We start from the raw sequence: 13,456 nt of genomic DNA, 5'->3' as shown, positions 1-13,456 counted from the left end.
CCCCTCGCCGGGTGTTTTGGCGGGGGGGGGGGGGGGGGGGGGGGGGGGGGGGCCCCCCCCCCCCCCCCCCCCCCCCCCCCCCCCCCCCGGTCCGCGCTCAGGGTGTCGGGATCAAGGTTCCGGCCAGCCCGCCGTCGACGAGGAGGTCCGTGCCGGAGATGAACGACGCGCGGTCCGACGCCAGGAACTCGACGGCGTCCGCGATCTCCAGCATCGTGCCCTGCCGGCCCAGCGGGGTCCGGGTCAGCAGGTCGCGCTTGGTCGGGCTGTGCTCGAACTCGATGGCGCCCATGGGGGTGGCGATGAGCCCCGGGGACAGGGAGACGATGCGCGCTCCGCGCTCGCCCCACGCGCCGGCCTCGCCCCGGCACAGGGACAGCAGGCCGTACTTGGAGATCTGGTACGCCAGGGCACCGGAGCGGTTCTCCGGAGGCGTCTCCGCCTCGATGCGCTCCGCCGTCCGCTCGTCGTGAGGCTCCGTCAGCAGGGGCGCGACCGCCGGTGCCGGGGTGAAGCCGTGGCCCGCCAGCGAGGAGACGAGGATCGCCGCGGCCCCGGCGGTCGCGTGCGGCAGCAGAGCCCGGGTCACGAGGGCCGGTCCTGTGAGGTTCACCCGCAGGATCTGCTTGAAGTTCTCGGCGGCCGGGGAGAGTCCGGCGACATGGGCGAGGACCCTGAATCCGCCGGCGTCCGCCACCGCGCGGGCGAGGGAGTCGACCGACGTCGTACTGGTCACGTCACACGCGATGGGCTCGACGTCACCGCCCTCGTCGGTCAGCTCCCGGGCGAGGGTCTTCGCCCGTTCGGCGTCGATGTCCGCGACAAGCACCTGGTAGGCGTGGCTCAGGCGCCGCGCCACCGCCGCGCCCATGCCGCCCGCGCCGATCACCACGGCCAGTCGCTGGTCCGGCCGCTTGCTGGCGTACGGATTGTCCATTGGGTCTCTCCTGTGTCGTGCGCTGCTATTCCTCGGCCAGGGCGGCCGTCTGCCGCCCCATGAACGCGTTCCAGTCGCTCGCCCTGTCCACCAGGACGTCCCGCACCCGTTCGTGCGTGAGGACCATGAACGTGTCCGTCAGTACCGCCTGTGCCACCTGCTCGCCCACGGTGTCCGCGGGCAGGACGGCGAACTCCTCGCCGGGGCCGCGCGTGGCCACGACCGGGCCGAAACAGGGCAGGCGCGCGGCGTCGATGTTGGTCCTGACCGGTCCGGGGCACAGCAGGGTCACCCCGATCCCCCGTGGCCGCAGGTAGGCCCGCAGCCCCTCGGAGAGCTGCACGAGCGCCGCCTTGGACGCCGCGTACGGCAGCCGGTCGTACGAGTAGGTGTAAAGGCCCGCGATGGACGCGGTGTTGACGATGTGTCCCCGGCCCTGCTGGAGGAAGTACGGGACGAACACGGCGTTGCTGCGGACGACCGACATGAGGTTGATGTCGATGACGCGCTGCCATTCCTCGACGGGGATGCGGTCGGGGCGCCCGCGGGTGAGCGCCCCGACGTTGTTCATCACGAGGTCGACCCTGCCGAAGCGGTCCAGGGCGGACGCCTTCAGCTCCTCGAAGGCCGTGTCGGCGGTGACGTCGCACCGCACCGTCAGGGCGTCGGCCCCGTAGGAAGCGAGTTCGTCGACGACCGTCTGCGCGGCGGGCGCGTCGATGTCGGCCACGAGAATGTGCGCCCCGCGCCGGGCCAGGGAGTGGGCGGTGGACCGCCCGATTCCACTGGCTCCACCCGTGACGACGGCGACCGCGCCCTGCAACGTGTCCATGCGCCGATGCCAACACGGATCACCGAATAAGTCAACTGTCTTAGAAGGGACCGGGGCGCGGTGGTGAGCGCCGCCGGAAGGACCTCTCCGCCCTGCCGGGTCGGCCGCACCGGCAGGGCGGACGGGCTGGACATGGCCGACGGGATGCTCCCACTCGCCCTGGCCCTGGCCAACGCGGCGAAGGCGGGCGCGACGAACGTGGAGTTCCCCAAGGGCACCATCGAGGCCATCCCGCTGCCCGTCGGCACGATCGACGTGGTCGTCCCGAACTGCGTGATCAACCTGTCCAGCATCGTCCGCGCACGAAGCCGACCGCCGCGCCGCCGACCGCGGGCGGCGGCGCACCCCCGGGACGACTCCAATAGTTGACACTTCACCTATCAGTGATGTGTCATCTATTCGTAGCGGAAACCCCGGGACGGGCTGAGGAGTTCCCATGAGCACGCCACCGATGCGCGGCCTGGTCGCACTACCGCCGCCCGAGGCGAGTGTCCTGCTGCTGATCGACCACCAGCCGCTGCACTATCTGTACAGCCACGATCCGACAGCGGTGTCCGCAACCGTTGTGGTACTGGCCGAGGCGGCCAAGGCGCTCGATGTTCCGACAGTACTGACGACGCTCGCGCGGGGGCACAACGGGCCCCCGCTCCACCCCCTGCAGAACGTCTTCGGCGAGCACCAGCCGATCGACAAGCCGCTCGTCGACAGTTGGGACGACCAAAAGGTGACGGACCGGGTACTGGCCACCGGACGCAGGAACCTGATCATCTCCGGCCTGCACACGGAGACGTCGGTCACCTGGGAGCGCGTCGGCACCGGATGGCTGCGCGAGCGGGCCCGGAGGGTGATTCCCGCAGCCCCCGACAGAGCCGTGACGCGGAGCGGTGCGGGCTCTTCGCCAACCTTGGCCCGGTCGCGTCCGCTTGTCACCGCCCCTGCCTCGAGGTGGTAGGCCTTGCCCGGCCTCCGCCAGGTGACTCGCCGTGACCCCACAGGTCGCTGCCGGAACGTTCCGGTCGCCCCTGCCCCCGTTCCCCCCTCTCCTGCCCGGCGCGACGATCCCGATCCGCCCGCCGGCCGGGCCCCGCGCGGACGCAACGCACAGTGCGGCTTGCTCCGCTGGGCGACTGGCGTGGCTGTCACCGTCCTCGTCTACGCCGCCCTCTTGACCATGACCACGGGTGCCACGTCCCGCTACTGCTGCGATTAGCGAACACCCGTCGATCCGGAAGTCGATCCCCGAAGGTGCCACCGCTCATGACCACCGTGCCGTTCCCGCCGCTCGCCGTGCCACCGAAGCTGGTCGCCACGGACCTGGACGGCACGCTGCTGCGCAGCGACGGGTCGCTGGCGCCCCGGACGAAAGCCGCGTTGGCCGCAGCGGAGGAGGTGGGGATATGCGTGGCGCTCGTCACGGGCCGTCCGCCACGGAGCGTACCGGCACTGCTGGAGCGGATCGGGCCCCACGCGGTGATCGCCGCGAACGGCGCCACGGTCCATCTCCCGGACGGGGCCGTCGCCCAGACGTTCCCCATCCCGTTTCCCGCAGCCGTGCGGCTCGTACGACGCGTACGCGCGACCATCCCCGGGGTATCCTTCGCTTTCGAGTTCGGCGAGGCCTCGGGTCATGAACCGGCCTATCCGGACTGGTCATTCGGAGGCGAGGCAGTCGAACTGGTCGGTCCGGCCGAGGAGATACTCGCCCGCGTCCCGGGCGCTCCTCTGGTCAAGATGCTCGCCCACCATCCCGCGCTCCCGCTGGCCGACTTTTACCGACAGGCACGGCACACCGCCGGACCGAGCGCCGAGACCACGCACTCCACCGGGCTCTCCCTGGTGGAGTTCAGCGCGCCGCACGTCACCAAGGCGACCACCCTGGTCGCCTGGAGCAACCGACTGGGTATCGCCGTCGACGAGATCGCCGCTTTCGGTGACATGCCCAACGACCTGCCCATGCTCCGCGCGGTCGGCCACTCCTACGCCATGTCCTACGGCCACCCGGACGTCCTGGCGACCGCCCGCCATCGCGCGCCCTCCAACAACGAGGACGGCGTGGCCCGGGTGCTGGAGGGTTTCGTCAGCGCCCGGGCCCACCGCTAGCACTTGCGCCACCGCACGGCTCAGTCGTCGTCGGGGAACTCCCCGGCGAACGCGGCGGCCATACGCAGCCAGGGCTGTGCCTCGTCGTGGCGGCCCTGGCGTTCCAGGGTCCGGCCCAGCAGCAGATGGGCGTAGTGTTCCACCGGATCGCGCTCGACGATCCGACGCAGTTGGTCTTCGGCGCGCCGCAGCTGTGCGGAGTGGTAGTAGGCGCGGGCCAGCAACAGCCTGGGGCCGGTCTGTTCCGGAGCCTCCTGGACGACGTCGGTGAGCAGCCGTGCCGCGCCGATGTAGTCCCGGCCTTCGAACAGCAGCTGCGCCCGCTCCCAGCGCTCGGCGGTGCTTTCCTCGTGCGGTGCGCCGACGCCGTTGTCGAACAGGTGCAGAGCGCTTGCCCACCGGTCGGGCGCCACTCCGTCGGTGGCCGGGTAGTCGTTGAGGTTGTCGGTCATCGTTCCCTCCGTTCCCGAGCTGCGTGCGCAGGACAGTCTCAGACCGCCCGTGCGGTGGTCGGTGTGCCGGCCGCGTCGCGTGCGGCGCGCAGCGAGGCATGGGTGGGAGCGTCGGGGACGCCGGCGGGCCGGTTCCCGGCGAATTCCTTCCGCAGGACCGGTACGACCTCCTCGCCGAGCATGTCGATCTGTTCCAGGGCGGTCTTCAGCGGGATGCCGCCGCCGTCCACCATGAACAGTTGACGCTGGTAGTCCCCGGCGTACTCGCGGAACGTGAGCGTCTTCTCGATGACCTGCTCGGGGGTGCCGACGGTCAGCGGGGTCTGCGCCATGTACTCCTCCATGGAGACTCCGCCGCCCATCACCGGTGAGTGGTCGAAGACCGGGCGGAACTCCCGCACGGCGTCCTGGGAGTTGCGGCGCATGAAGACGTGGCCGCCGAGGCCGACGATCGCCTGCTCGGGGCTGCCGTGGCCGTAGTGCGCGTAACGCTGCCGGTACACGTCGATCAGCTTCTGCGTGTGCTCCCTGGGCCAGAAGATGTTGTTGTGGAAGAAGCCGTCACCGTAGTACGCGGCCTGCTCGGCTATCTCGGGCGAGCGGATCGAGCCGTGCCAGACGAACGGCGGGACGCCGTCCAGCGGGCGCGGGGTGGAGGTGAAGCCCTGCAGCGGTGTGCGGAAGTTGCCCTCCCAGTCGACGACGTCCTCGCGCCACAGCCGGCGCAGCAGGGCGTAGTTCTCGACGGCGAGGTTGATGCCCTGCCGGATGTCCTTGCCGAACCACGGGTAGACCGGGCCGGTGTTGCCGCGGCCCGTCATCAGGTCCACCCGGCCGTCGGCCAGGTGCTGGAGCATCGCGTAGTCCTCGGCGATCTTCACCGGGTCGTTGGTGGTGATCAGCGTGGTCGACGTGGACAGGATGATCCGCTCGGTACGGGCGGCGATCCAACCCAGCATCGTGGTCGGGGAGGACGGCACGAACGGCCTGTTGTGGTGTTCACCGGTCGCGAAGACGTCGAGCCCCACCTCTTCGGCCTTCTGCGCGACGGCGACCATCGCCTTGATCCGTTCGTGCTCGGTCGGCGTACGGCCCGTGTTCGGGTCCGTGGCCACGTCACCGACGGTGAAGATGCCGAACTGCATCATCTTCAGCCTTTCCATCTGGTTGACGCATCAACTGCGCCATGGGAACACGGGCACCACGGCGCCTATTCCGCTGCCGCCGCGCGCAGCGCTACTCGTACCGCTTGTCCAACTGCTCGACGACACGGCCCGCGACCTTCGCGAGCGTGCCGAGTTCCTCCGGCGTGAGAAGGTCGACGAAGAGATCGCGGACCGTGGCCACATGGCCGGGCACGGCCGACGCGATCATGTCCCGCCCTTGCGGGGTGACGACCACGAACGCGCCGCGCCCGTCCTCGGGGCACTCCACCCGGACGGCCAGCCCGCGCTTGACCTTGCGGGAGATCTGGTGCGACATCCGGCTCTTCTCCCACTCACTCCACCGCCTGGGCCAGGTCTGCGGAGCGCATGCGGGCGCCGGGCGCCTCGGTGAGATGGACCAGCACGATGTAGTCGGCGGTGGACAGGCCGGAGTCCGCCTGCAGGCGGCGAGCCACCCGGCCGTGAAGTCTCTCCTGCATCCGGACCAGACTGCGCCAGGCATCGCACTCCGCGGGACCGAGCCGTTCCGGTGCCTCGTTCACCGGGACCACTCAGCCAAGCTGTGCCTCCAGCCACCGCAGGACGTCCGGTGTGACCGGGTCGGTGATGTCCGCGAACTCGGTGTGCCGCTTGAGGAACTTGGCGACGTAGGGGCAGACCGGGACGATCCGCAGTCCGGACGCGCGTACGTCGGCGAGCGCCTGCTGGACCAGGTGTGCACCCAGCCCCTGGCCGGCGAAGGCCTCGGCTATCTCCGTGTGGAAGAAGACACGCTGCGCGCCCAGGTCGCGGTAGGCGGTCAGACCGGCGCGCCGGCCGTCGACCAGGATCACGTACCGGCGATCGGCGTCCGCACGCTCGACGACCGTGGTGGTGGAGGACTCGCTCATGATGAGCCTTTCGTCAGGGGAGTCAGCGGGTCGGCGGGTTCCGGCGCGGTGTGAGCACGGCGTTCGGCAGGGCCGGTGCAGGGAGGCGGCCCCCGGAAAAGCCCTCGATGACGCCGAAGCGGTCGGAGGAGGCCTCCCAGTCCTCGCGGGCTTTCACGATGTCCTCGTGGCTGCGGCCGACGAAGTTCCACCACATGACGATCCCCTCCTCGAAAGGAGGGCCTCCGAGGAGGATGGTCCGCGCGGGGGCGTCGGTCTCGTTCACCATCGTCAGGGCGTCCACGCCGCGGCGGACGTAGCCGAGTTCCGCGGGCCGCAGCAGGGTGTCGATCAGGCGGACGTCCCCGCTGTCCACGAGTAGGCCGTGCTCGAAGGCCTCGTCCACGGCGAGGGTGAGCGCCGCGTGCGGTTCGATGACGATCTGGGCGCCGAGCAGCGGCGTGAAGGCCCGGACCGGAGAGGTCCGGCCCGCCAGCGAACCCAGAAAGACCCTGATCTCGGCCCCGTCGACCTGCGCGGGTTCGGGCACGTAGTGCTGGAAGTCCCGGGCGGTGCCGCGGTGTTCCTCGGGCAGTGCGACCCACAACTGGACGCCGTGGACGACGGCGGTGTTCGGGGTGGAGACCTCCGAGTGGGCGATGCCGTATCCACCGGTCATGAGGTTCATCTCGCCGGGCCGGACCAGCGTGCGGGTGCCGAGGGTGTCGCGGTGCTCGACCTCGCCGCTGAACAGCCAGGTGACCGTCTGCAGGCCGGTGTGCGGATGCGGGGGCAGGTCCATGCCACCCGACTCGGTGACCCGGTGCGGGCCGTAGTGATCGGCGAAGCACCAGGCTCCGATGAGCGTGCGCTCCCGCTGGGGCAGCGTCCGCCGGACGTGCATCGCACGCGGACCGCCCAGCGGGACCTCACGTGCCGACAGGACGTCGACTTCCACGTTGCTCACCGAGAGCACCTCCCACACCAGTGAACACCGTGCCCACGGCGATCACCACGATCAGCCCGGCGAAGGTGCCGACGAGGAAGTTCTCGACGGAGAAGCCGACGCCCATGGCGGGCCCGCCGACGACCGGCGCGATGTCACCGGCCCCGGTCACGGTGAACCCGCCGCCGTCGGTCTGGGTGAAACCGCCCTCGGTGATGTTCGTGTAGCTGCCGGAGGTGCCCGCGCCGCCGCCCACCGGTGTGCCGCTCCACGCCCCCTGAGACCAGCCACCGGTGAGGCCGGGCCGCAGAAGGCGCCGGTGGCCACGGCAGGGCTGAAACCTGCGCCTGCCGCGGTGTCCTGCTTCGCCTCCGGTGACGTGGCGAAGAGCCCGGCCTGCACGGTGCGCGCAAGCCCAGGCAACTTCGCATGGCCGACCTTGGTCCAGTGGGAGCCGTCGGTGGAGGTGCAACCGGTGAGGCTGTCGCCGGAGCGGACCAGGCGCAGCCAGCGCGGGGACTCCTGGGTGACCTTGTCGGAAGGGCCCGCCGTGTCGTGCGTGTAGTCGTACTGCATGCGCACGCCGTGACCGCCGGTGGCCATGACCGCCGCGTACGGGGATCCCTGGGTGAGGCTTTCCTTCACGATGATCCCTGCCTTCGCCCAGGGCTGGGCGCCCTGGGCCGCCTTGCCGGTCCCGGTGTCGGCCACACCGGTCAGGGACCGCAGGGCAACGGTGAGGGCGCCGTCGCCGGTGAGCTTCCTGTGGACGAAGTAGAAGCTGTCATTGACGGCCTCGCCGCCGGGGCCCTTCGGATACGAGGCGGAGTCGGCGCCGCGACCACCTTGGGCGGGGGCGGCCGTGCCGAGCAGGCCGACCACGATCGTCACCAGGAGCGCCCCACGCGCGCTTGTTGGGAGGCGGTCCAGCCGCCGGCCGAGGCGGGGTGGCGGTTGTGGCATCCCTTTGATCCCACCCGTGCCGAGGCGGCACTCACCGACCTCGTCCGGGTGGATCCGCACACGGTGGTGTGGCTCAATGAGGCGCAGCACTATCTCGGCGCGGGTCGCGGGTTGGGCGAGCGTATCGGTGCCGCGCTGCACGGGTTGCTCACCGACCCGGCGCGCGGTCCGGTCTTGGTGCTGGGCACGTTGTGGCCCGAGTACGCCGAGGCGTACGCCAAGGTCTCCCGGGCAGGCGAGGAGGATCCGCATGCGCAGGTGCGGGAGTTGCTGGCTGGCCGATGATCCGTCCGCTGGACAGCTTTGACGCGACCGCGGAAGCCGCTGCGGAAACTCTGGCCGCCGCGGGCGACCGGCAGCTCGCGCATGCTCTGAAAAGTGCAAGTGACGGGCGGCTGACGCAGTTCCTTGCGGGAGCACCTGAGCTGTTGCACCGCTACGCGATGGCCACGCCGGCGGCCCGGGCGGTCTTGGAGGCAGCCGTGTACGCGCCGCCTGGGCTCGGGTCTCCATCGCCCTCTGCCCTTCCTGGAAGCAGCGGCGGAGGGCTATCTCACCGACGACGAATACGACACTCTCGCCGACAACCGGCTCGAGCAGGCCCTCGCCGATCTCAGCCGTCCCATGCACGGCAACCTCGCTCCCCTGCGCCGGGTACGACCGCGCGCGGCACAACGCGTCCCCACCAGCCCGACACCCGTCTACCGGCTCGCCGACTAACAGCAACTGGCCACCCTCTGGACACTGATGGACGAGCCCGACCTCCCCCGGCGGCTCCCCCACCTGCACGGCGCACTGCGCCACGCCGCGACAAGCATCCGGCTCGTCAACGACCTGCGCGGCCACCGGCGCGAACAGGCCGACGGACAGGTCGACGCCCTCACCACCGGCCTCAGCGAACTCCAGGCACGCCGCGCCGCAGCCGACAACGCCGAGGAGTGCCGCCTGCACTTGGCGCCACTCACCGCCACCGCCTACGGCCCGGCCGTGGCACTGGAACGGGTCCTGCTCCGGCACACCCGCATGTACGAGCACTCGGACCCCGTCCGCCCACGACAGGAGACCACCGGGTCAACCCTGGTGGACAAACCCACCACGAGGAGAGACCGACGGATGGCCACCGAAGAGCAGATCCCCGACATCATCACCGCCGGCGGAGAATGCGACAACACCACCCTGGAACGGATATTCGGCCAACTGGAACCGGTCGACGCGGACTTCCTCATCGGAGCCTGGAAAGGCGGCCGGTTCGAACGCGGCACCGAGAACGCCGGCCTCATGGAACAGATGCGGTGGTACGGAAAGCGCTTCGTCAGCGAGGACCACGTCGAGCCCCTGCTGTGCACCCGCGAGGACGGAACCGTGTACTCCTTCGAGGAGAAGGGGCTCGCGAGCATCCGCCAGGTCGTCTTCCGCGGCGAGCCGCCGGCGGCGATGGTCTACGGCCGGCTCGCGGTCATGGACAAGAAGGGTGATCCGACGGACTTCTACTTCCACCTCACCCGGGTCCCCGACCCCACCGGTGGCGTGACCGCCGCGACCGCTGCGGTGCTCCGCTCGGCCGACGGTGACTACTCGCTGGAGGAGGTCGGACTGGCCAAGCCCGGCCCCGGCGAACTGCGGGTGAAGATCGCCGGGGCGGGACTGTGCCACACCGAACAGATGGCCCGCTCCGACATGTACACGGCGGTCCTGCCGATGATGCTCGGGCACGAGGGCGCCGGAGTGGTGGAAGAGATCGGCGAGGCGGTGACCGGCATCAGGCCCGGCGACCACGTGGTGCTCTCCTTCGACTCGTGCGGTGCCTGCGCCAACTGCCATGCGGGGCACCCGTCCTGCTGTGAGACCTTCACCGCGCGCAACAGGGTCGGGGTCCCTACGGACGGCTCCACCACGATCCACGACAGCGAGGGGAAGCAGATCGCCGCACGCTGGTTCGGCCAGTCCTCCCTCGCCACCCACGCCATCGCCACAGCCCGTAACAGCGTCGTGGTGCTCGGCGCCGGGTCGGTCGGCCTGTCCGCGGTAATGGCGGCCCGGCCGGCGGGAGCCGCCCGGATCATCGCAGTCGACCTCGACGACGAAAGACTCTCCCTCGCACGCGAACTCGGCCGCGGCGTCCAGTACGGCCTCGACACCACCGAGGTCCCCCCGGTCATCACCGCCGGGATCGCCGCCCTGCGGACCACCGGAACCATGGGGCTGGTCGGTGTGATGAACGGCCTCCTGGAACTCGACGCCCTGACACTGGGCACCGGAGAAACACTCACCGGCATCGTCGAAGGCGACCCGGTACCGCAGGACTTCATCCCCGAGCTCATCACCCTCTGGCAACGGGACCGCTTCCCCTTCGACCGGTTCATCACCGCCTACCCGCTGAGCAGGATCAACGAAGCCGAGCAGGACATGCTCGCAGGCCGGGTCGTCAAACCCGTCCTCGTCCCCTAGCGCGAACAGCAGGACAGCCGACATGCGAACCGGTCACGGGCGCAACAACGTACCCGCGGCCTCTTCCAAAAGAGCCACCGCGAGAAGCTCACCGTCCACAGACCCGAACCGCTCCAGAGCCCGCCGGTGCACATCCAGCACCACGTCGGCAATCCCGTGCGGGGTACCCAGGTCGCGGGCCTCACCGGTGATGATCTCAAGCTGGTCGCGGATGCGGTCGAGTCCGTAGGAAGGGAGGTAGTTCCCGGCGAACAGGGCCGACAGGTCCCTGCGGATGAAGTCGCTCCCGGCCGCGCTCCCGGCCAGCGTGTCGCGCAGGACAGCGAGGTCGATGCCGGCCCGGCGTCCCAGCAGAAGGGCCTCGGCGGTCGCCGTGGCCTGCCCGAACCAGAGCAGGTTGATGAGGAGTTTTGTGGTGTAGCCGGTTCCCGGGCCGCCCATGTGGCTGATTCGGTCCGTGGTCGTCACAGCGTCCAGCAACGGCCTGCACCGGTCGAGGACTTCGGGAGAGCCGCCCACGAACAGCCTGAGGCGCCCGTGTTCGGCATCGTCCGGGCTGCCGCCGAGGGGGGCTTCGAGGACGTCGACGCCGTGGGCAGCCGCTCGTTCCCGCAACACCGCGGCGACTGCGGGGGCGTTGCTCGTCATGTCTATCCATATGGCCCCGGGGGCCAGGGCGCCGAACACGGCGTCCGGGAGTGCCGCCTCGGCTTCGCGGGGCCCAGGCACCACCGTGACCAGTACGTCCGCTCCGGCCGCGGCCGCGATGGCGGACGGCGCCCAGTCGGCACCCAACGAGCGTGCCGGCTGCTCCCGTTCGGGGCGGACATCGAAGGCGGTCACCGAGTGGCCGGCCGAGACGAAGCGTCCGCACAGAGGGGTCCCCATACGGCCGACGCCGACGAGAGCTACGCGCGAGGGCACGGAATCACCACCATGACGGTCGTTGCGTCCACCGGTTCACACCGGCAGAGGATCACTGCGGGAATCCTAGAGCTGCCCGCTGCGCCGACGGCCGGGCGGGTGCTACAGCTTCCAGCTCCGTAGCTGGTCGGCGACGGCCTGGATGCCGACGCGGGTGTCGCGGACCTTGCGTACCAGGTCGGGGAGCGCGCCGTAGGGGGGATCGATGCCCTCGCCGGCCTGGGCCATGTACTGGGCGGCGATGAACGCGGCGTAGAGGCTGTTGCGGTGCGGGAGCGGCTCCAGGCGCACGATGGTGTGGAGCAGGGCCGCAGCGCGCCAGGCGGTGTCCGGGTCGGCTGTCGCGAGGGTGGGCAGCCGGGTCTTGTGACGGGCGACGGCGGCGGTCAGCGCGGAGTAGTCGGAGACGGTCAGGTCGTCGTGGCCGAGCGCGTTCTCCTGGACGTCCAGCAGCCAGGAGACGTCGATGTAGAGGGGCGGCATCAGGCGGCAGCAGTCCCGTTGCCGCGCGCGGCGGGCGGCACTTCGTCGGGGAAGGCCTCGTCGAACTCCCCGCGGAGGCGCTCGGCCCATTCGGTCGCGCCGGCGACGAACCGCTTGCGCTGCATCTCGCGGACGCCGAGGTCGTGCAGGTACTGCTTGAGGCTCTTGCCCTCGGCGGCGGCGGCGGCCCGGACGCCTTCGAGCTCCTCGTCGGTGAAGGACACGTTCAGGGATGGCATGGAGTGATGGTACCTACTAGGTGCCTGCCGGTGAAGTGCGGTGCCGCGCCGGCTCTCCGGCACGTGGGCGGTCGTCGGGGGCGGTCCTCGTCGGTCACGGCCGCTTGCGCGGGCGGTGCCGGGCGAGCGGGACCGGTACCGGGGCGGGGCCGGGTACGACGGTGTTGGAGACGGTGCCGATGCCCTCGGCGGTGAGGGTGACGGTGTCGCCGGGCTTCAGCGGCGGGGGGTCCTGGCGGCCTCGCAGTCCCCACAGTTCCGCCAGGCAGCCGCCGTTGCCGCAGGTGCCCGAGCCCAGGACATCGCCCGGGCGTACCCAGGTGCCGCGTGAGGCGTAGGCGACCATCTCCTCGAAGGTCCAGCTCATGTTGGACAGCAGGTCCCTGCCGACCACCTCGCCGTTGATCTCCGCGGTCAGCGCGAGGCGCAGGAAGCCGTCCGCGTCACGGTACGTGTCCAGCTCGTCGGCGGTGACCAGGAAAGGACCCAGGGTGGTGGCGGTGTCCTTGCCCTTGCACGGGCCGAGGCCGATCTTCATCTCGGCGGACTGCAGGTCGCGGGCGGACCAGTCGTTCAGGACGGTGTATCCGACGATGTGGTCGCGGGCCTGTTCGGGGGTGAGGTCGCGGCCCTCCTTGCCGATCACGGCCGCGACCTCGAGTTCGAAGTCGAGCGTGCTCGACCCCGGCGGCATCGGGATGTCGTCGTGCGGGCCGAGGACTGCGTAGGGGTTGGTGAAGTAAAAGGTCGGGGCCGCGTACCACTGCTCCGGCACCCCGGCGGCGCCGTCCACGGACCGTCGTACGCCCTCCACGTGTTCCTCGAAGGTGACGAAGTCCCGCACGGTGGGGGGCTGGAGCGGCGCGAGAAGGGTGACGTCGGTGACGTGCGGGCCGGCCGGGACGTCGAGCGTCGTTGCGCCCGCGTCCAGCAGGTCGGCGGGGCTGCCCGCGTCGGCGAGCAGGCCGGTCAGCGAGCTCACGCCGGGGAGTGGGCAGAGCCTGCCGTCCTCCTCGACGACGGCCACCTGACGTCGATTGCGGTACTCGTACGTGGCGAAACGCATGCAAGGAGTCCTGTCGACGGGAGAACGGGGG

The 13,456-nt window shown here is 70.5% G+C and carries 16 protein-coding genes and 2 pseudogenes; 5 read left to right on the top strand and 13 right to left on the bottom strand.

What is annotated here, in order from left to right:
* Positions 1–97 precede the first annotated feature (97 nt).
* Positions 98–937 (bottom strand): SDR family oxidoreductase, encoded by an 840-nt coding sequence (locus ACGF5O_RS28175; protein ID WP_393812666.1) that lies wholly within the window; start codon positions 935–937, stop codon positions 98–100.
* A gap of 25 nt (positions 938–962) precedes the next feature.
* On the bottom strand, positions 963–1,769 hold the full coding sequence (locus ACGF5O_RS28170) for an SDR family oxidoreductase (RefSeq protein ID WP_393812665.1): 807 nt from the start codon (positions 1,767–1,769) through the stop codon (positions 963–965).
* 96 nt (positions 1,770–1,865) lie between these two features.
* On the opposite strand from ACGF5O_RS28170, the pseudogene ACGF5O_RS28165 reads away from it, so the two are divergent.
* From ACGF5O_RS28165 to ACGF5O_RS28155, 3 genes and pseudogenes are all read left to right on the top strand, one after another.
* Positions 1,866–2,060: pseudogene (locus tag ACGF5O_RS28165) on the top strand (methyltransferase domain-containing protein); the annotation flags it as partial.
* 145 nt (positions 2,061–2,205) lie between these two features.
* Complete coding sequence (locus ACGF5O_RS28160; protein WP_393812664.1) at positions 2,206–2,721, top strand: isochorismatase family protein; 516 nt, start codon at positions 2,206–2,208, stop codon at positions 2,719–2,721.
* A gap of 305 nt (positions 2,722–3,026) precedes the next feature.
* On the top strand, positions 3,027–3,869 hold the full coding sequence (locus ACGF5O_RS28155) for an HAD family hydrolase (RefSeq protein WP_393812663.1): 843 nt from the start codon (positions 3,027–3,029) through the stop codon (positions 3,867–3,869).
* Positions 3,870–3,889: 20 nt separating this feature from the next.
* Here ACGF5O_RS28155 and ACGF5O_RS28150 read toward each other — a convergent pair whose 3' ends face one another.
* The 7 genes and pseudogenes from ACGF5O_RS28150 to ACGF5O_RS28120 all read right to left on the bottom strand — a co-directional run bounded on the left by ACGF5O_RS28150 (position 3,890) and on the right by ACGF5O_RS28120 (position 8,193).
* Positions 3,890–4,321, bottom strand: coding sequence for a tetratricopeptide repeat protein (locus ACGF5O_RS28150; RefSeq protein ID WP_393812662.1), 432 nt, complete (start codon positions 4,319–4,321; stop codon positions 3,890–3,892).
* Positions 4,322–4,359: 38 nt separating this feature from the next.
* Positions 4,360–5,466 (bottom strand): LLM class flavin-dependent oxidoreductase, encoded by a 1,107-nt coding sequence (locus ACGF5O_RS28145; protein WP_393812718.1) that lies wholly within the window; start codon positions 5,464–5,466, stop codon positions 4,360–4,362.
* 91 nt (positions 5,467–5,557) lie between these two features.
* Positions 5,558–6,029: pseudogene (locus ACGF5O_RS28140) on the bottom strand (MarR family winged helix-turn-helix transcriptional regulator).
* Positions 6,030–6,038: 9 nt separating this feature from the next.
* A complete protein-coding gene (locus tag ACGF5O_RS28135) occupies positions 6,039–6,377 on the bottom strand; it encodes a GNAT family N-acetyltransferase (protein WP_393812661.1) in 339 nt (112 codons plus the stop codon).
* A gap of 22 nt (positions 6,378–6,399) precedes the next feature.
* Positions 6,400–7,323 carry a pirin family protein gene (locus ACGF5O_RS28130; protein ID WP_393812660.1) on the bottom strand — a complete coding sequence of 308 codons (924 nt, stop codon included), beginning with the start codon at positions 7,321–7,323 and terminating at the stop codon, positions 6,400–6,402.
* A complete protein-coding gene (locus tag ACGF5O_RS28125; RefSeq protein WP_393812659.1) occupies positions 7,286–7,474 on the bottom strand; it encodes a hypothetical protein in 189 nt (62 codons plus the stop codon). The genes ACGF5O_RS28130 and ACGF5O_RS28125 overlap by 38 nt, the downstream gene beginning before the upstream one ends.
* On the bottom strand, positions 7,471–8,193 hold the full coding sequence (locus tag ACGF5O_RS28120; RefSeq protein WP_393812658.1) for a hypothetical protein: 723 nt from the start codon (positions 8,191–8,193) through the stop codon (positions 7,471–7,473). The genes ACGF5O_RS28125 and ACGF5O_RS28120 overlap by 4 nt, the downstream gene beginning before the upstream one ends.
* Before the next feature lie 63 nt (positions 8,194–8,256).
* Here ACGF5O_RS28120 and ACGF5O_RS28115 point away from each other — a divergent pair, with 63 nt between their 5' ends.
* Together ACGF5O_RS28115 and ACGF5O_RS28110 are read left to right on the top strand one after the other, a co-directional pair.
* Positions 8,257–8,550, top strand: coding sequence for a hypothetical protein (locus ACGF5O_RS28115; RefSeq protein ID WP_393812657.1), 294 nt, complete (start codon positions 8,257–8,259; stop codon positions 8,548–8,550).
* Between the two features lie 462 nt (positions 8,551–9,012).
* Positions 9,013–10,713, top strand: a complete 1,701-nt coding sequence (locus tag ACGF5O_RS28110; RefSeq protein ID WP_393812656.1) for a GXWXG domain-containing protein — start codon at positions 9,013–9,015, stop codon at positions 10,711–10,713.
* 33 nt (positions 10,714–10,746) lie between these two features.
* Here the strand turns inward: ACGF5O_RS28110 and ACGF5O_RS28105 are convergent, their stop codons facing one another.
* From ACGF5O_RS28105 to ACGF5O_RS28090, 4 genes are all read right to left on the bottom strand, one after another.
* Positions 10,747–11,637 (bottom strand): NAD(P)-dependent oxidoreductase, encoded by an 891-nt coding sequence (locus ACGF5O_RS28105; protein WP_393812655.1) that lies wholly within the window; start codon positions 11,635–11,637, stop codon positions 10,747–10,749.
* Positions 11,638–11,739: 102 nt separating this feature from the next.
* Positions 11,740–12,120 (bottom strand): toxin Doc, encoded by a 381-nt coding sequence (locus ACGF5O_RS28100; RefSeq protein WP_393812654.1) that lies wholly within the window; start codon positions 12,118–12,120, stop codon positions 11,740–11,742.
* A complete protein-coding gene (locus ACGF5O_RS28095; RefSeq protein WP_393812653.1) occupies positions 12,120–12,359 on the bottom strand; it encodes a hypothetical protein in 240 nt (79 codons plus the stop codon). The genes ACGF5O_RS28100 and ACGF5O_RS28095 overlap by 1 nt, the downstream gene beginning before the upstream one ends.
* 94 nt (positions 12,360–12,453) lie before the next feature.
* Positions 12,454–13,425: a fumarylacetoacetate hydrolase family protein gene (locus tag ACGF5O_RS28090; protein WP_393812652.1), complete on the bottom strand. Its 972-nt coding sequence runs from the start codon at positions 13,423–13,425 to the stop codon at positions 12,454–12,456.
* Positions 13,426–13,456 lie beyond the last annotated feature (31 nt).

It is taken from the genome of Streptomyces sp. NPDC048291, assembly GCF_043201715.1.
Taxonomy (GTDB): Bacteria; Actinomycetota; Actinomycetes; order Streptomycetales; family Streptomycetaceae; genus Streptomyces.
This window is presented reverse-complemented; position numbering and strand designations above follow the sequence as displayed.